Origin of the sequence: Shewanella sp. SG41-4, assembly GCF_014164505.1 — a bacterium.
In the GTDB taxonomy this organism is placed as follows: Bacteria; Pseudomonadota; Gammaproteobacteria; order Enterobacterales; family Shewanellaceae; genus Shewanella.
Genome location: NZ_JACJFI010000020.1, coordinates 1 through 18521, shown reverse-complemented (window position 1 = coordinate 18521; position 18521 = coordinate 1). Strand labels below are relative to the sequence as shown.

General features: G+C 41.7%; 19 protein-coding genes. 9 read left to right on the top strand and 10 right to left on the bottom strand.

What is annotated here, in order from left to right:
• Positions 1–141: 141 nt before the first annotated feature.
• Positions 142–1908: a protein adenylyltransferase SelO gene (locus tag H5202_RS03745; RefSeq protein ID WP_182770864.1), complete on the bottom strand. Its 1767-nt coding sequence runs from the start codon at positions 1906–1908 to the stop codon at positions 142–144.
• A 1098-nt stretch (positions 1909–3006) separates the two neighbouring features.
• On the opposite strand from H5202_RS03745, the gene H5202_RS03740 reads away from it, so the two are divergent.
• Together H5202_RS03740 and H5202_RS03735 are read left to right on the top strand one after the other, a co-directional pair.
• Positions 3007–3411, top strand: a complete 405-nt coding sequence (locus H5202_RS03740; protein ID WP_182770863.1) for a DUF6088 family protein — start codon at positions 3007–3009, stop codon at positions 3409–3411.
• Between the two features lie 88 nt (positions 3412–3499).
• Positions 3500–4348, top strand: coding sequence for a nucleotidyl transferase AbiEii/AbiGii toxin family protein (locus H5202_RS03735; protein WP_336244777.1), 849 nt, complete (start codon positions 3500–3502; stop codon positions 4346–4348).
• Positions 4349–4520: 172 nt separating this feature from the next.
• On the opposite strand, the gene H5202_RS03730 is transcribed toward H5202_RS03735, so the two are convergent.
• A complete protein-coding gene (locus H5202_RS03730; RefSeq protein ID WP_182770862.1) occupies positions 4521–5111 on the bottom strand; it encodes a hypothetical protein in 591 nt (196 codons plus the stop codon).
• Between the two features lie 212 nt (positions 5112–5323).
• Here H5202_RS03730 and H5202_RS03725 point away from each other — a divergent pair, with 212 nt between their 5' ends.
• Complete coding sequence (locus H5202_RS03725; protein WP_182770861.1) at positions 5324–5575, top strand: hypothetical protein; 252 nt, start codon at positions 5324–5326, stop codon at positions 5573–5575.
• 89 nt (positions 5576–5664) lie between these two features.
• Here the strand turns inward: H5202_RS03725 and H5202_RS03720 are convergent, their stop codons facing one another.
• The 3 genes from H5202_RS03720 to H5202_RS03710 all read right to left on the bottom strand — a co-directional run bounded on the left by H5202_RS03720 (position 5665) and on the right by H5202_RS03710 (position 8178).
• Complete coding sequence (locus H5202_RS03720) at positions 5665–6204, bottom strand: response regulator transcription factor (RefSeq protein ID WP_041412921.1); 540 nt, start codon at positions 6202–6204, stop codon at positions 5665–5667.
• A 117-nt stretch (positions 6205–6321) separates the two neighbouring features.
• On the bottom strand, positions 6322–7632 hold the full coding sequence (locus H5202_RS03715; protein WP_182770860.1) for a sensor histidine kinase: 1311 nt from the start codon (positions 7630–7632) through the stop codon (positions 6322–6324).
• A gap of 93 nt (positions 7633–7725) precedes the next feature.
• The gene (locus H5202_RS03710) at positions 7726–8178 is read right to left on the bottom strand and encodes an Lrp/AsnC family transcriptional regulator (protein ID WP_182770859.1); all 453 of its coding nucleotides are present in this window, start codon (positions 8176–8178) and stop codon (positions 7726–7728) included.
• A gap of 189 nt (positions 8179–8367) precedes the next feature.
• Between H5202_RS03710 and H5202_RS03705 the strand changes: the two genes are divergently transcribed.
• The 4 genes from H5202_RS03705 to H5202_RS03690 all read left to right on the top strand — a co-directional run bounded on the left by H5202_RS03705 (position 8368) and on the right by H5202_RS03690 (position 12874).
• A complete protein-coding gene (locus H5202_RS03705) occupies positions 8368–9444 on the top strand; it encodes an ornithine cyclodeaminase (RefSeq protein ID WP_182770858.1) in 1077 nt (358 codons plus the stop codon).
• Positions 9444–10367, top strand: coding sequence for a citrulline utilization hydrolase CtlX (gene ctlX / locus H5202_RS03700; RefSeq protein ID WP_182770857.1), 924 nt, complete (start codon positions 9444–9446; stop codon positions 10365–10367). Before H5202_RS03705 ends, ctlX begins: the two co-directional genes overlap by 1 nt.
• Positions 10368–10450: 83 nt before the next feature.
• Complete coding sequence (locus tag H5202_RS03695; protein ID WP_182770856.1) at positions 10451–11857, top strand: alanine/glycine:cation symporter family protein; 1407 nt, start codon at positions 10451–10453, stop codon at positions 11855–11857.
• 429 nt (positions 11858–12286) lie between these two features.
• Positions 12287–12874 carry a TetR/AcrR family transcriptional regulator gene (locus H5202_RS03690; protein ID WP_182770855.1) on the top strand — a complete coding sequence of 196 codons (588 nt, stop codon included), beginning with the start codon at positions 12287–12289 and terminating at the stop codon, positions 12872–12874.
• Positions 12875–12941: 67 nt separating this feature from the next.
• On the opposite strand, the gene H5202_RS03685 is transcribed toward H5202_RS03690, so the two are convergent.
• From H5202_RS03685 to H5202_RS03665, 5 genes are all read right to left on the bottom strand, one after another.
• A complete protein-coding gene (locus H5202_RS03685; protein WP_182770854.1) occupies positions 12942–13730 on the bottom strand; it encodes a 2-keto-4-pentenoate hydratase in 789 nt (262 codons plus the stop codon).
• 166 nt (positions 13731–13896) lie between these two features.
• Positions 13897–14367, bottom strand: coding sequence for a Dps family protein (locus H5202_RS03680; protein WP_182770853.1), 471 nt, complete (start codon positions 14365–14367; stop codon positions 13897–13899).
• A 449-nt stretch (positions 14368–14816) separates the two neighbouring features.
• On the bottom strand, positions 14817–15275 hold the full coding sequence (locus tag H5202_RS03675) for a DUF2127 domain-containing protein (protein WP_182770852.1): 459 nt from the start codon (positions 15273–15275) through the stop codon (positions 14817–14819).
• A gap of 208 nt (positions 15276–15483) precedes the next feature.
• On the bottom strand, positions 15484–15885 hold the full coding sequence (locus H5202_RS03670) for a hypothetical protein (protein WP_259397176.1): 402 nt from the start codon (positions 15883–15885) through the stop codon (positions 15484–15486).
• A gap of 233 nt (positions 15886–16118) precedes the next feature.
• A complete protein-coding gene (locus H5202_RS03665) occupies positions 16119–16544 on the bottom strand; it encodes a PACE efflux transporter (protein WP_182770851.1) in 426 nt (141 codons plus the stop codon).
• An 86-nt stretch (positions 16545–16630) separates the two neighbouring features.
• Between H5202_RS03665 and H5202_RS03660 the strand changes: the two genes are divergently transcribed.
• Together H5202_RS03660 and H5202_RS03655 are read left to right on the top strand one after the other, a co-directional pair.
• Positions 16631–17518: a LysR family transcriptional regulator gene (locus H5202_RS03660; RefSeq protein WP_182770875.1), complete on the top strand. Its 888-nt coding sequence runs from the start codon at positions 16631–16633 to the stop codon at positions 17516–17518.
• A 78-nt stretch (positions 17519–17596) separates the two neighbouring features.
• Positions 17597–18382: a DODA-type extradiol aromatic ring-opening family dioxygenase gene (locus tag H5202_RS03655; protein ID WP_182770850.1), complete on the top strand. Its 786-nt coding sequence runs from the start codon at positions 17597–17599 to the stop codon at positions 18380–18382.
• The last annotated feature ends 139 nt before the right edge of the window (positions 18383–18521 follow it).

Here is an 18521-nt window from a genome sequence, read left to right as displayed (position 1 = left end):
GTTTATAGCTAAAAATAAACATTTAGCCACTTTAGGCTAATGATAATATACCAAGCAAGTCGACAGATACGTTGAGATAACCATCCTGACGCAGGTGACATAAAGCATGACACCAATCAAAGCTGATAGATTATCTCAACATTACGACGAGCAGCTTAAATGCGAGCATCCACCTACCCCAAAGAACTCAGATGCCTTGAGTCGACAGTATTTGTCTTCAATTTCTTGAGACTGCTCTGCGTATGGCTGGGTCATCACCTTCTGCAATTCTCGAACGAGTGCATAATTGCCAACACTGGCTTGCTGATAAGCAGGCACCAGCAACCACTCGCGTAAAGTAAATTTAGGGTTAACTCGTTGCATCTGCGCAATAATATCATCACGGTTACGTGGCTGTGCGTCTGCGTCTGCGTCTGCGTCTGCAATAAGCATAGTGCTATTGTCCTCGGTACCAAGCAATGATTGCCATTGTGTCAGCCAAGCAGACCAGCGTTGCTCCAACCCTTTTGGCCCTTGCGCTAAGTCTCGATAGAAACTGTTAGTCAGTGAACCAATATCATCAGGCAAGGACGAAAGCTCTCGGAAGAATATTGTGTAATCCACAGGGGTTTGCAGCATCAGCGTTTCAAGCTCATTAAATAACGCCGCATCAAAAGTGTTAAGCCCAAGCTTGGCCGCCCACATCAGCTCCAACTTTGTTTGCATCTCGGTGGCAAAACCATCGACCAACTGCTGGAGCTGTTCTAGATAATCTGGTGTAGACATCAATAATGGGCTTAGTGCTGTACAAAACATCAAGAAATTACGTTCTGCTGCCACGCCTTGATTCAAAAATGCAAAATGTTGTCCGCCACCCGTCCATGGTTGATATTGTGGATTGAACACATCGCAAAATCCGAACGGGCCGTAATCGAGCGTAAAGCCACCAGCGGCACAGTTATCGCTATTAAAATTGCCCTGACAGTAACCAACTCGGATCCAGTTCGCTACCAGTGACGTCAAACGGCTACGGAATTCACGCGCCAGCACAAGCACTTTTTGTTCGTTAGTGAGTTTTTGGTCGATAACATCAGCGTATTCATGATCAATTAAATGCAACATCAACAATTCAAGCTCTGCCATCGCTTGCGGGTGTTCCTGCGTGCGGGCTCGGCGACCAAATAGCTCAAGTTGGCCAACCCGAATAAACGAGGGTGCCACACGTGTTGAAATAGCAACAGCCTCACTAATCATTTGGTCAGGGTCTTGTGCGTTAGAGCCCTCAGAATACCAAGGCCGCTGAACAGTCTCGGTTTTAGACACATACAAACTCAGCGATCGAGACGTTGGTACGCCAAGCGCGTGCATGTGTTCTTGCGCGAGAAACTCACGCACACTGGATCGCAGCACAGCGCGACCATCCGCACCGCGGCAATATGGCGTGCGGCCACCGCCTTTAAGCTGCATTTCCCAGCGTTTATCGTTAATCACAGCCTCAAGCACAGAAACAGCTCGACCATCGCCGTAGCCATTGCCCGTTCTGAACGGACATTGTTGAATGTATTCGGTACCAAAAATGGACAATGCATATCCACACGCCCACCCAACCTTGCTCATTGGCTCAGGAACGTTCGACAGGTCACCAGAGAATAAGCTGATAAAATCGGCAGACTGCGCCATGCTGTCAGCAAAACCCAATTCAGCAAACAAGCTGCTGCTGTGTGCTACATATTCTGGATTTTCAATCAGCGTCGGTTTAACAGGAACGTAGTGGCCAGAGAATACTTGTCGCGGCGCATGGTCGTCGCCATTAGCTGTCGCGTCAGGATCGCTGTTGAGCGTGTCCATCAATGAGTAGTTGACCAATTTAGCGAGATCGTCGACTGTCTCGACAGTAACGGGAGTTTGCTGGGACAGTTGATTAGTCATAGGGATACCTTGTTGTTTGAGTCGAAGGGTTGTTCACAACTTGATGGTTCATCGTGTCGACGATGATTCGATTTGTTCGATTTCTGGAAGCGGATCTTTTCAGCATATATGTCGAAGGCCTGAGCTGTGATATTTGAAAGAGCCTGAGAGAAATAGATGGAACCGACACCCATGGTAACGACTCATTATTCTAATGGAAAGCTTAGCTTGCTGCATCTGCAAAATTGAGATCATGTCATATGATGATCCATCATATCTGCTATGGCCTGCGGCCACTAACGTCGTGGCGCTTCACCCACACCAGATTTATCAAACTTCGTTTGAATTAGATCGCAAGGTTCCACCCTGCACGGGCCAAAAGGGGATCAACAGCAATCCCCTCTTGGATCACCCTTGCCGTTCCGGCAACATTTTCGCTATTTACAAAACAACAGCTGCGAAAAGGTCGCCATGGGGTTAAATTTAACTTTGAGCTGCATTTGCAGACTGCTTCGGCCCATCTTGTAATAAAGAGTAAAAATGCTAACGCTTCCGATGGTACATATGATGTGAATGGATTCACGAATGTCGTGATGGCAGGACGCCAAGAAACGACCTGTACCGTGAAAGCTAAGCTCACATCTGATAGGCAGGATGCCTGAATGCCTTGTAGCACATGGATGTGCGAGAAAGGCCATGTGAGCTTCACACTATTTTCTTCAACGTCCTCAAGTCCAGAGTTGAATCACACCATTTCCAAGTCAAGAAAACTAACTCGTTTTTGCCCCTTTATGTGTTGGGCCTATGCTCGCAAATTCCCTGACGTTACTCTTTGACTTAATTTTTCTCATGTCTTTACTATATAGTAGCGCTTCACATCTCATATCGCCACGACGACAAATTTACGCTAAAAATGAATTTATTTTTAATTGGGTCGCCAACAAATAAAATAATATGTCGGAATGTAATAGTTGCCAGAAAAAGCTTTATAAACATGATAATGGTAAAATTAAATTGTGGTTTTATGTCGCATGTTTTTTTGAGTAAATGCCGTAAATATTTCAAATAACGATGAGCTTCAAGTATACTAAGGTCAAGCACTATATAAGAGGGTGAATCATGACAGCAACTGACTTTATTAATCAAAAGTTAAAGCGCTCTCGCCGCTATGTGTTCGAGCGTAAAGATTTCGACAATTATGCCAGCTATGACCAAATTGGTCGTGTTTTGAAAAAACTAGTGGCTCAAGGCGAACTGATGAAAGTCGGGTATGGTTTATACACTAAGTCAACGATCAACAGCCTAACTAATAAACCTATGCCAAAGAACCCAGGTGGCACTGATGCAATAATGCGTGAAATCTTAAAATTGCGTGGTGTAGATTTTGAAATGGATGCCATATCAAAAAAAAGCATCAATGGAAAGTCCACTCAAATACCAGCTTCAATCCAGTACAAGTGGGATTCTAAGCAATTCAACCGCATCATTAAAGTTGGTAACAGGGTATTGAGTAATCGACAATGACCATATCAAAACTAAAAAAGCAGTTTCTTGAAATCTCTGATGCACTCGAATTAGGTAACCCATCCATCCCGGAAAGGACTATTGGGTTGTGTCACTACTTGCTATGTTGGAAAATGTAAACAGTGAGCACCATCGACTTGTGTTTTCAGGTGGAACAGCTTTAGCTAAGTCAAACATTAAGATCATGCGTATGTCTGAAGACGTCGATATAAAATTGATTCCTACTTTGGAATTTCTCAACAAAGGTACAGAAGCGAAAAAAAGAGCTCGCAAAGTATTAGTTGAAGACCTCCTAGCGATGTTAGCTGAGCACCCTTACCTAAAATACTTTAAAAAAACGGTTTTAGATTCATATCGCTATGTAGAAATCGAAATAGAGTACCCTCAACAATACAATCAAGCACCGTGTCTACGACCTTACATCAAACTTGAGCTCATTGAGACCATTGAACTTCAAGGGGTTGAATCTCGCACTATTTCATCGCTAGTGGCACAAAGCTACAAGCAACCTGCCGAAGTAAGCGCTATGTCGTGTATTTCCATTGATTCGACTTTGGTTGAAAAAGTACTTTCCATGTTACGCCGCACCATGTCAGTCAAGCGTGATCCAAAGCGTATGGATGACGAGACATTGGTTCGTCACATCTACGATGTGCACTGTATTAGCTTAGAACATATGATTGATATGGACGTGTTAAAGCCGATTTTTAATGCTGTCTTAGAAGAAGATAAGGCGCGATATGGAAATCAACATCAGGAGTTTGTCGACGATCCGCATAATGAGTTAAAGCTGGGATTAGAAGAGCTAGAAACCAACGAATTATTTCATAAGCGTTTTGACGAGTTTGTAGCTCCAATGGTGTACAACTCAGATCCACATAACTTTGATACCTGCTTTGCTTCGTTTAAAGGGATTTCAGAGCAGCTTATCGCCTGACCCTCGATGCTGCCATTGCAGCTCTTAGCTACATCTTAACTGGTGCATGTTTTCTTTAAACAGATTTTTGTCCAGAAATAAGCTAGATAACTTCTAAAGTAATGTCCAACTTTCGTTAGCCAATACAGTTTCTTCTTGGTCTGGTATGGACTAAGCGCCACAACAGTCATAGCTATGTGCAAGACCTAATAGGTTTAATATAACCCGACTTTCCTTCACCGATCACTAACACGTTAACGTCTTCCATAAAGGTAAAAAACTCATCATTCTCATTAAGTTTTAAAAACACGTTTAATTCATTATTTTTAACAGAAAACTGACTATTTTTACATACAGACTCGACACTAAGATTAAAGCTTCCTCCGCCATCGCTATTGTTCATTCTGTATTTCTTTACAAGCTCCTGCCCTCGAAGCATTTTTAACGTATCATCTTGACTCAATTGCAAAATATAAAACTTACTGTCCCGATTTATTTCTTGTGTTAACTCATTAGGTAATACGTATTGAGTATTCAATTTTACAAAATACTCGTCCTCAAAATTATAGTTTGGGTCATTCGTTGTAAATTCAAACTTAATCACTACGTCGTTATTACTAACCACGATTCCATTAGGGGCCTGAACCGCGACAACAATCTCACTTGGTTCAAGTTCTAGCGGATTGACACTCATCATTTTATACATTGTTGTTAGTGGAATACTGCTGCATCCAGAAACAGCGCAAATCATCATTAAAAATATAAAAATAAATCTACGCTTCATAATCCGTTAATACCTTACTAAAAATTAATAGTACTGAAATCCATTTTATTAGTTTGATAAGCACAACTAAACCTCTAATAGTTATACTCATTTATTTATGTTGTGTCACGTTCAACGGCAATGTATATCACACCACAGTTATTGTTCTAGTTCATAAATGCCTTATTCAACTCTGAACTTGAGGCCGTTGAAGAAAATAGCGTGAGCTGGCCATGGATGGCCCGCTAGCTTTCGCGGTACAGGATGTACCATCGGAAGTGTTAGCATTTTCGAATAAGGCTGAAGATGGTTACATTCGCTGTCAGAAGCTCGATAATTTCCGTCGCAATGTTTTCGCTGCTGTTGTTTGGTTAAAAAGCGAAAATGTTGCCGGAACAGCAGGGGTGATCCAAGAGGGGATTGCTGTTGATCCCCTTTTGGCCCGTGCAGGGTGGAACCTTGCGATGTTAGTCTGGTGTGGGTAAAGCGCCACGACGTTAATGGCCGCAGGCCATGAAGCAATATCTAAAAACACCCTTTGTCCAAAGTAGGACAAACACCCAACTCCCCTATTCTACCGATTATCTGCCGTTGGCTTTTTCAGCAATTTGCGCTGCAAGGTTCTGCGGTGCATGCCCAGTTGGCGGGCAGTTTCTGATACGTTACCATTGTTGGTGGCGAGGACTTGTTGAATATGTTCCCATTCGACCCGTTTGGGGTTAAGGGGTAGTTCTTCAATATCATCGTAAGTCGTTGTAGTGTCTGGTGTGACTAATAATGCATTTAATAAGGTTTGAGTGTCGACGGGTTTGGCGAGGTAATTGTCTGCGCCGAGGCGGATGGCCTCTACCGCAGTCGCGATGCTGGCAAAGCCTGTGAGCAATACCATGTGGACGTTGGGTAATAATTGTCTTAACGGTTTAATTAACGACAAACCATTATGTTCAGCCAGTTTCATGTCTAACACGATATGCGTTGGCACAAATTGCCTGGCCATTAATAAACTGTCGCTGGCGTGATGGCAGGTTTTACACTCAAAGCCATGTTTGCCAAGGCGGCGAGCTAATATGGTCGCTAGGGCTAAATCATCTTCTATAATCAACAGCTTATTCATGATGTTCTCAATTCAGCTTGTATTTACTTCAACGTCTATTATTTCAATTTCGGTTTATTTCAACGTCTGTTTACTTCGATTCGCTTCTATTCGTTTAAAATAGCTGCAACTCGCTTTTTATACGCTTAACGGCAGTGTCACGATGGCTTCTGTGCCGCATTCTGAGTGTGGTTTAAGGTATAACTTACCGCCTAATCGCTCAAAGCTGGTGTGACTTAATAATACCGCGATGCCCATCCCTTTGGGACTTTTTACCATATTACTGCCTAAAGTTTGTAATAGATGAGTCGCAATGCCGACACCGTAATCACGTATAGTCATACTCAGCTGATTGGGTTGTGACAAACCAATATTGATATCTACGCGGGTCTGGTGTTGATTATCTTCACTGGCCTGAATACCATTTTGAATTAACGCCATTAATGCAGGCAACAAGCTCATGTCGGTCATGACTATACGTGACTCAACTTGTGGTGCTATGGCGATATTCAGTTGTGCTTCTGGCATCAACAAACTTATCTGTTCGGTTAAGGTTGCCACTAATTTGTCGACACGCTGCTCTGTCAATTTGTGCTCTCGTATCGACTCTGTCGCTAAACGTAAGTCTGCTAAGGTGACCTCGCAGCGATTCAACGCTTGCTGCATTTCGCTGATCAATTCCATTTGTTCTGCATCATGATGGGTATCGACTAACTCATCGGTGAGTAAACGCAATGTGGCTAACGGCGTTGCCAGTTGGTGGGCCATTTGCGCTGATGCGGTGCCTAAGGCCAATATTTTTTCCTGGCGTAACTGCGCTTCTCTTAAATAACGTAGCTCGGCATTTTTTTGCCTAATGCGTTTAGCAATAAAGCCTACGGTAACGGTTAACACCAATGCGGAAATCACAAAATTAAACCACATGCCTAAATAGTGCGATCCCATGTCCATACTGTGGCTTGCAGGCATAACATGATTTGCAGCCATTGGCATTTGGCTCATATCATGATCCATTAACGGGCTATTATTTTGCTTGGTGATATCAACAATCATCAAAGTATAAAATATCGTCGATACGATGGTTAAGCACCACGGTGCCCATCTGGGTAAGGTAATCGCTGAAATCGCAATCGGTAATAACAGTAATGAAACAAAGGCATTGGTTGCTCCACCGGTAAAATATAACCAGGTAGCCCAAAACAAGGTGTCTAACAATAAGGTTAAAAACAACAAACCATTGTTGTTCATGCTGAGTCGATGAAATCGGTAGCTAAAGCCGACATAACAAGCTTCAAATATGAGCACGTAAGACAAGGTTATTGGAGGTGTGGTTAAGCCAAATAAGTCGGTAGCAAACAAAATAAGGCCGATTTTAAGGCCCCAATTGACTAATCGCAGTAATGCTAATTGTTGCTGACTTGCATTAAAAGGCAGACTAACGTTCGACATGTAACCGTTTCCTCGTTCGGTAAAGCATCATAGGCCACTTAGCATTGTCCGATTAGCGTGGGCAGATATTAGACGTCAGCTCAGTGGTGATTATTACACTGTACTCAATAAAATGCTGGTTTCACTATTAAGTACCCCTTCAATGGTGCGAACTTCCCTCAACACTTTATCAAATTCTTCTAAACTGGTGGCCCTAATATCGGCGACTAAATCCCAAGCGCCGTTAGTAGTATGCAATTTTTCGAGTTGCGGTATGCCCCTGAGTTTATTGATCACTTGGGTTGTTGAGCGCCCTACTACTTCAATCATCATAATGGCCCGCACCACATTAGATTCAATTTGTTCGTGGGCGCGAATGGTAAACCCTAAAATAGCGCCGCTACTAATCAATCTGTCTAAACGGTTTTGCACCGTACCGCGGGAAACTTGTAAAACTTGCGCCAGCTTAGAAATTGACGCTCTTGCATCTTTGCGCAGGATAGAAATGAGTTGCTTATCGAGCGAATCATATAAATAAGGATGAGAAGATTGATGTGGTGGTTGCATTGCGTTAAGACCTTATTAAGCGAACAATTGTCATTTTGTATTATACAACCCAGCATTATGACAAATAATAGTTAAATTATTACAACATAATAGCATTTTGTTTAGCAAAGGCACTCGATATCATTAATCACAGTATTATTTAGCGTTTGGTCAACATGACCAAACGTGTCAACTAAAGTGATTAATATAATGAATATAGCCATCAATAAAAAGTCTTCAAATGTTGCCTTTGTCAGTGTCACAGCCATGTTAGCTTTACTAAAACACGTTGGCACTGAGGCGTTTCTATTAGGATTAACGGACTATATAGAACAAGATTATCGTCGTTGGGAGTCATTTGATAAATCGCCACGTTTCGCTAGCCACTCAACTGACGGCGTGATTGAGCTAATGCCAACCAGTGATCAACAACAATTTAGCTTCAAATACGTCAATGGCCACCCTAAAAACACCCATATCGGTTTACAAACTGTCACCGCTTTTGGCGTGTTGTCTGATGTGGGAAGTGGTTATCCTGTAATGTTGTCTGAAATGACCATACTCACCGCGCTTCGTACCGCGGCAACCTCGGCCATGATGGCAAAATACTTGGCCCCACGCGGCGCCACAACATTAGCGATGATAGGTTGTGGAGCTCAATCTGAGTTCCAAATTTTGGCCTGTAAAGTGGTGTTAGGCATTACCAATGTCAGAATTTACGATATTGATCCAAGCGCAATGGCTAAATGCCAGCATAACCTAGCAGATCAAGGCATCACTCTTACATTATGTGATTCTGCCGAAAGTGTTATCGAAGGTGCAGATATGATCACCACCTGCACTGCCGATAAACGTAATGCTACTATTTTAACCAGCAAAATGGTGCGTGATGGTGTGCACATTAATGCTATTGGCGGCGATTGCCCGGGCAAAACAGAACTTGAAGCAGACTTACTATTGCGTGCCGATGTGTTTGTGGAATATGAGCCACAAACTCGTATTGAAGGTGATATCCAGCAATTAGATGAAACCTTTGCCGTAACAGAGATGTATCGCGTTATTCGCGGCGAGCAACAAGGTCGCACTCATGATTCACAGCTGACTATTTTTGATGGTGTCGGCTTTGCAATTGAAGACTTTTCCGCATTACGATATGTACATGATTTAATTATGCAGCAACAGGGTCATCAGCAACTCGAGTTACTCACAAACCAAGAAAACCCTCGGGATTTATTTGGTTTATTAACCCCAGCATCTCAAGCTAGTCGCTTGGCAGTAGGTGAATAATGGCCATTAACCCTCAAGCGCCATCAGTGGTGGTGATGATCCGTCCACATCATTTCAGCCCTAACCCTGAAACATTGCCAGATAACAGCTATCAAAGCCATGAAATGGCCGAAGATGCTCTGCAACTATCGCAACAAGCTTATGATCAAGTGACAGAAGCTCAGCAACTATTACAAGTTGCTGGTATCACAGTGCACGTTTTTGAAGATACCACCACAGAAACACCAGACTCGGTGTTTCCTAACAATTGGTTTTCGACCCATCTTGGCGGTCATGTTGCCATTTATCCTATGTATGCTAAAAATCGCCGTAAAGAGCGCCGAACTGACATCATCGATTTGCTCAAACAGCAATATAGAGTCCAGGATGTTATCGATTATTCAGGCTTAGAATACGACAACATTTATCTTGAAGGTACTGGTGCCATGGTTCTCGATCATGTTGAACGAGTGGCTTATGCGGTTCGCTCCAAACGTACCGATTCATTAGTGCTCGAGCGTTTTTGTACCCAATTTAATTTTGAGCCAATGGTGTTTGATGCGCAAGATGAAGCAGGAATACCGGTTTATCACACCAATGTATTGATGTGTATTGGCAGTGATTTTGTCATGGCTGGGTTCGATATGATTAAGGACACTCAACGTCGTCAGCAAATTATTCAACGATTTGAAGACAGTGGCCGGTTGATTATTAACTTAACCGAAGATCAAATTCGTCATTTTTGTGGTAATGCATTAGAGTTACAGTCGAAACAAGGTCGTTTTTTAGCATTATCACAACGTGCTTTTGATGCCTTAACACATGAGCAAATTGCGTTACTCACTCAAAGCGTGACTCTGCTACCATTAAACGTATCGGCTATAGAAATGGCCGGCGGTTCTGTTCGTTGTATGTTGGCAGGGATCCATTTATCGAAAAGATAAACGTCAACATCAACAAACTTTAAAAGACTCTTAACAACAAACTCTAATAATAAAGAGAAGACTCAATAAAAGGAAGTTGTTCAATGATTAATGACATTATATCGCTCACCAACAATGTGTTGTGGGGCGAGTACCAAGTACTCATTTATATATTGGTATTTGCCGGTATATGGTTTTCATTGAAATTAAGATTTATTCAACTTCGCCATTTTGGTTACATGTTTAAGGTAATGAAAGGCAGTACTCAAAGTGACAAATCGGGCATTAGCTCGTATCAAGCCTTGTGTACAGGTTTGTCAGCCCGTGTCGGTACCGGTAATTTAGCCGGTGTCGCCATGGCCATATCACTCGGTGGTAGCGGCGCGGTATTTTGGATGTGGGTTATTGCGCTATTGGGTATGGCGACTGGCTTTGCTGAAAGCATTTTAGGTCAGTTGTATAAGGTGCGCGACGATCATAAAGAATACCGAGGAGGCCCCGCCTATTATATCCGCGCAGGACTGAATAAACCTTGGTTAGCGGTACTATTCGCATTATGTTTATTCCTTGGTTACGGCATTAGTTTCAGTGCCATGCAAGCCAACACCATCACCGACGCACTCAACCACACTTTCGAAATTTCGCCTGTATATTCTGGGGCGGTAATAACCTTTATTGCTGGCATCATCGTTATGGGAGGCCTTCGTAGCATTGCTCGTTTTGCCGAGTTCGTGGTGCCGTTTATGGGCTTAGCATTTATTTTGGCAGCAGTAACCGTCACCATTATTAATATCCAACAAGTCCCTGGGGTATTGATGGATATTATTAACTCTGCTTTTGGGTTAAATGAAGCAGCGGCTGGTGCACTGGGTGCAGCCATTAAAAATGGTATTCAACGCGGTTTGTATTCTAATGAAGCAGGTGCCGGTAGTGTACCCCATGCAGCAGCGGGTGCCACACCGGTTCCCAATCACCCTGTTGCGCAAGGTTACGTGCAAATGCTTGGGGTGTTTATTGACACTATGGTGTTGTGTAGTTGTACTGCCATTGTAATTTTATTGGCTAAAGGCAGTATTGGCAGTGACATGGAAGGTATTCGGATCACTCAAAACGCCATGACTTACCATATGGGAATAAGCGGCGATATGTTTGTTGCCATCATTATTACCCTATTCTCTTTTACGTCTGTAGTGGCCAACTACGCCTACGCAGAAAGTAACTTGCATCTGTTTAAACTCGATAACATCTATGGCCGCACCATCTACACACTATTGTATTTAGGCATGGTGTATTGGGGAGCCAACGCCTCGTTAAAAGAAGTGTGGAACATGGCCGACATGGCGCTAGGATTAATGACGGTCGTGAACATCAGCGCCATAATGCTGTTAACCCCGACCATCGTAAATTTAACTCGCGATTATCAAGTTAAACTTAAAACCACTAACAAGCCTGAATTCAAATTGGCTGATGTAGAAATTCAAGGTAAAACCGAAAAAGGGGTTTGGTCTTAGCCATTATTAGGGCAATTTCTACGATAGATTTCACTTAAGTGTAACTTTAGCGGTTAGCTTTTAAAGCGGAATTGAATTAGCTATTTCAATTCCGCTTTTTCCTTTAAAAAACGCCATTACAATAGCTCGATTACAACACCAACATCAAAATAGCACCATTTCATCACGACTGGTTCAACGCCAATATCACAACACAACTCAAGTTATCCACTGCGTTTTTCCGGTCACCGTTGTATAATTCAAAGGATCTCATAGGATGTTCCATTGTGGTTGAATTGTCTTTGTTTGCTCAAATAGTAATAGTTCATTTCACGTCCATAATTATCAATAATCACTGCCATTGGCCGCTATGGTTAAAAAATTGCCAAAAGGTACTGGCCTTACCTCATAGGGTTAACGTAAAATAGGCTTCTAACCAAAGAGGATGTAATGGCTAATATTTCAAAATTTGATCGCGAAGACGTACTTGAAAAAGCAAAGAATCTGTTTTGGCAGAAGGGCTTTTTAGCGACATCCACGCGAGAAATTCAAACTGTCATGGACATGCGTCCAGGTAGTATTTATGCCGCATTTGGTAGTAAAGCAGACTTATTTAATCAAACATTGATTCATTATGCGCAAACATCCGACAGTCATTTGAACACTATATTGCAGCAACATGACAGCGCTTGGGATGGCTTAAAACAGTATTTACGTGGCTTAATCGTGCCATGTGGTGAAAATGTAGCGAGTGAGTTGTGTATGGTGATGAGAACCTTAGCTGAACTCGATGAATCGCATCAAGAAACCTTAGACATCGCCAAAGACATACTGACCCGGGTTGAGCATCGTTTTGCCACCATTATTGGTGAAGCTCAAGCTAAAGGTGATCTGCCTGCAACGCTTGATAAAAACCTAACAGCCAAAAAACTGCAAGTGAATATTATTGGCTTACGCTCTTACCTTAAAGCAACGGGCGATACTCAAACGGTTAATCAGCAGTTAGAAGAGTTTTTTGAACAGTTACAACAAGGTTAACGATTAACAAAAAAAGCGCCCTAGGCGCTTTTTTTATATGGAGAGTTCACTTCACTTGCCCACTAATTCACTGACTCAACCCGTCAAAAAAGGTCACATCAAACTGACCAATATCTTGATATTCAATGGTTATTTTTTGCCCCAACGGAACCTTGACCACGCCACAATAAGAGCCAGTAATAATCGCTTGCCCAGCCTTTAACGTAACACCAAGCCCAGATAAATAGTTAATTAACCAATACAGCGGACTTTGCGGTAACTGACAAGGCTGCTCACCTGCAAATCGTTGCGCCATATCTATGTTGTCGTTTTCAATAACCGACACATTAATATGGCTTGCAGAATACGCTACAGACTTATCAATTTCGGGGCCAATATAGACCCCTTGATTACTTAGGCCGTCGGCTAGTTTTTGATAAAAACTCGGTTGGTCGTCTTTATTAAAACGATTTTGAATAAGCTCTAGTGCCATGTGAGTTGATGAAATGGCTTGGTCAACGTCACTGTTGCTGTACTGCCGATGAGGCTCAATATCTTGCCCAAGGATAAAAGCAATTTCTGGTTCGATAAGCGCCATGGCCTGCTGATCTTTCATGCTGGCAATAATGCCACAATCTGCACTTCCCATTACCGCGTCGGCTAAAATGGGAGCCACTATTAATTGGCCATTGGCTTGTGGCACTAAACATTTCCAACCTGCAACACTGCCATTAAGGCTAGCCATCAGTTGTTGGACTTGAATTGCATCGTCAATACTTTGAGGAACGACAGAAGCAAAATGAGAATGGGGATTGGTGATATTTCGCTGTGCAAACAAATGCGCCGCGAGTTCAGTAAGGGCTAAGTTATTGGTCACAATGGCTGCTTCAAAAATTAAAATGCTACATTAGCGTTTTTAACCTGTTGAATCGATAAATTTCTTCACCTGATAGTATAAAAGTTAAAAAACCGCTAGGGTTTAACCAGCGGTTTGAATGTAGCGCGTAATTTTAACACATCGTTCAATAACGATTACTTCTAGCTTACTTGCGAGTCGCTCTTAGCATCCACGCGGTTTTTTCATGTATACGCATACGGTCAGACACTAATGAAGCCGTTGACTCATCATCAGCAGCTTGGGCTAACTTAAGCACTTGACGCGATGTTTTCACCACTTGCTCATGGCCTTTGGTCAGTAAGTCCACCATATCAGCAGAACTCGGAACGCCCTCTACTTCTTTAATTGAACTCAAGCGCGCAAATTCTTTATAAGTGCCTGGTGCTGCCACATCTAAAGTACGGATACGTTCGGCAATGTCGTCTACCGCTACAGCAAGTTCCGTGTAATGCTCTTCAAACATTAAATGTAACTCGCGAAAATGTACGCCAGTGACATTCCAATGGAAATTATGGGTTTGCAAATAAAGCGTATAAGAGTCAGCCAATAAACTTTTTAAACCTTCGGCTATTTTTAGTCGATCATCTTTTTTTATACCAATATCGATGTCAGTCATTTTATTCCTCGTAAAGTAGAATTAATTAGTCATAACATTACAGCATTTGTATAAATGGTGATTACAAGCCAGCAAGATTAACAATAAAAAGGCTTTATTGTTAATCTGTTGATTATAGTGTATCTCAGCGCTTTTTTAGCGTCGTTTTATGACCACAACGAAAACCGCACACACTGTTAACACAAATATTACACCACTAATAAAACGGGTCTCCATTCAAATAAATTGATTTAATAAAATAAATAACTTTATCGAATGTCTACATAAATTAACGTAATAAACTCAGGTCAAATAAATCATTTCGAGTCAATTAATTGAGATTTCGCTAACTCATCGTCAATGTTAGTGAGTATTTATACTAACATTACCACTTAATGGATCAACCGCTGGCCATTAAACTCTGTTAATACTGTTATCTTAATCTGTTTAAATGAACATTGAAGCAAATCTCATATTGATGCTCTTTGAGGAAACAATAAAAAATACATATACATAACCACCACAAGATTAATCAGCAGCACAATCACACTCAGTAAACTAAAATGACTCATCATTTCATAAAGCTCAAAAGGTAAATAGATTGCGCCACTAAGCAGTGCAAACCATTGGGTCCAGCGCATGTTATGCCATAAACCATAGGCTTCAATAAAGCGCACCGATGTATATACGGCCGCACCAAACGCCATTAACGTCAGACTAGATTGCGATACTGAACCCACTGCTGAAATAAAAATACCAGGGTAATGACTCGCTGGGTTTAGGTGTAGCTGAGTGACGAGTTTTATTGCTAATATTGACAAATTTTGACCGGCATATTCATGTAGACCAACTGCCACCAGTAAAGACAATAGGCCTTTGGATGCTTCAAGTACCGCAACCGCACGTATGCCCTTATCTGAGTGCTTCATTTTGTAGCGTTTCCAATTTACGGTAAAACAGAATGACTTATATTAGCTTGAGGTAATGACAAAGCCTATTAATATCTGCACCAAAAAAACACTTCGACTTACGTACTTAGTCACTAATATTAATACATTTTAATAATAAGTAACGTAAACAGTTTGTCTAAGGAAAACAGTTAAGTTACTGATGGTTTTGTGGTGCTAAGCGCTCGACTTATATGCGTTCATCATTAGTTAATGCACCGTAATCTCTTGGGTATGACCAACCATAACCCCAGCGAAATTGAGTGGGCAAATATGGCGAACCACCCACTCTTACGCCAGCTAACATCAATAAAGCAATTTGCGGTTGGCCCACATTCGCCACACAGGCACGTAAGGCTTTATCTGATGTGAGGCGTTCATCAAATGAGCCGCCTTTCCAATAGTCATAGTCATGTTTTTGGCAACACGCTAACCATAATTCGCCTTGTTCAAAAGTGCCATCAGGAAATGCACTGCAACCATCACTGGTAAACGGCGCGAGCGTATCTGCCATCAAAGGGGGGATGAACATCGGCATACTGGCGATAACCACGGCAGCGTAAATTAGGCGGTAAGTTTTCACTTTTAACATCCAGCTGATCATTACTCTCGCATTATGATGCCACAGCCACTATGACAGTAATAGAACATAAATGTTGCTTGGTAATTAAATCATTTGTTTCATCAATACTTAATTCACTTTAAAGCCTGACTAACAAGCTGCACTAATTAAACTGCACTAATTAAACTGCACCAACTTAAGCTGCATTAAATTAAACGGTGCTAAATTAAACGGTACTGACTGAGCTACACTAGGATGCAAAATTAAATAGCCAGATTAACAAACCATTTTTGGTACGGTTGGTACACATCATAAAGCCAGTTAAATACCCCGGTATAAATCAGAATAAAGCTCAGTACTCCAGCTTCAAGCACCAAGGTGTCCAGTAGACTTAATGATAAATACCATGACACCGCAGGAATAGTGACCAATAACATGCCGCCTTCAAAACCCAGAGTATGTAAAATTCTCATGCCAATCTTACGATCAACTCTATTTGGGCCAACCCATTTATCAAACTGCAGGTTATAAACATAATTCCAAAGCACTGCAAACAGCGTCAACCCTATACTCACCAGTAACATATCTACTGGATTTTTTTCAATCAATATGGCACTTGCTGGCACCATAATAGCCATTGCAATAAGTTCAAAAGACACTGCATGGAACACTCTTTCTCTACGTTGCATTTTTATCTCTATTTAATGGTGACGTTTTGACTATTTTCATCCAATATAAAGATACATTAAAGTTAGTAAGTATCGGTAAAAGCGATATGTATAGTATTGAACAGCTTGAAGCGTTCGTGGTGACAGTCAACACAGGGTCTTTTTCATCGGCAGCTAGAAGCCTAAATAAAGCCCAATCGGTTATCAGTCAGCATGTGATAAACCTTGAAATTGACTGCAATAGCGAATTATTTGATCGCAGCGGACGTTACCCACAATTGACACCCGCAGGTAAAAAACTACTGCCCCACGCCCAAGTTTTACTCAGCCAGCATCAACGTCTGCGCAATTGTGCCCAAAGTTTAGATCAACAAGCAGTATCAGAGCTGACGATTGGTTTAGATGAAGGGATCCCACTGCAAAAACTGTCCAATATTATTAATGAATTAGAAGTTAAATTTCCGACTATCACGCTTGAGTTTTTAACGGCTTCAAGCATTGATATTATCGATATGATTGACACTGAACGGGCCGTCACAGGGATTATTTTCAGCGAGTTAACCATCCCGACTCACATTGATTTTGAATCAATCGGGTCAATTAAGTTTGAAATGTATGTGGCTAGTACTCACCCATTAGCACAGCAGGTGTGTGATAATTTAGCCCATTTAAAATTACACCGCCAACTCTTGATCCGTTCACGAAATACTAAATCCAGTAGTTTTCAATTCGCCATTAGCCCAGATGCCTGGTACGCCGACAATTACTATATTTTGCTCGAACTTGCGTTGCAGGGGCATGGTTGGTGTTTACTGCCCAACCATATTGCCAATGACTATGTAAATAGCGGTCAATTGGTATTGTTACCGTCTGAATTTAAAGAGATTGGTTGGCAAGCAAATGTGGATGTTATACAACACCATCGCTACAGTCATGAACCGGTATTCAAGCAACTCAGACATTCTTTGCGACAATTACTGACGAATTCAGAATGATGATGAAACTCTTTTAAAAATGGTTATTTGAGTTCACAATAAACTCGTAGTAAATGATATTAAACGAGAATACTTAATATGCAACAACATCAAAAACCTCTGTTTATTTCGCACGGCTCTCCTATGATGGCTGTCGAAAATAGTAAAACATCACGTTTTTTACAACAATTAGGCCGACAATTGCCTACACCTAAAGCTATTGTGGTGTTTTCTGCCCATTTAGATGTCACTGACGATGTGGTGATTACCGCAGGAGCGCAACCACAAACCGTTCATGATTTCTATCGATTCCCTGATGAACTGTATCAAATTCACTACCCTGCACCGGGTGAACCCGCATTGGCTCAGCAAATTGCCAACATGTTTATCCACGCTGGAATCAAGGTCAATTTAGATCCAACACATGGTTGGGATCATGGTGTGTGGATCCCACTTAGATTGATGTACCCACAAGCAAATATTCCTATCGTACAAATATCAATTAACACCCGTGTTGGGGCGGCACAAAACTATCGATACGGACAGCTACTCACATCATTAAAACACGATAATATTCTCATCTTAGGTTCTGGTGGAATAAGCCATAATTTAGGTGAAGTATTTCGTCAGCCTAAAACACCAAATGGCGTTAATATGATGAATCAATTCATAACGTGGGTTGAAGAAAAACTCTTGAGTAATGATACCGAATCATTGTTGAACTACTTACAACTCGCACCATTTGCTAAGTTTAACCATCCGACTCAGGAACATTTTTTACCGCTTATTGCAGTGCTAGGGGCAAGTGATAGAGGTATTACCCAAAAAATACATCAAGACGTTGAATATGAATTGTTAGCACTCGATGCTTACTCGTTTAATTAGACATCGTAGGTAAACTAAAGAAGATGGAGATAAATATTTAAGCTGATGTATTCGCAGCAGCAATCCTTCGTATTAGGTGAAAAACACGCAATCACATTTCGATTATTCAAACGCATTGGACGGCGTTAGTAATTCGTCA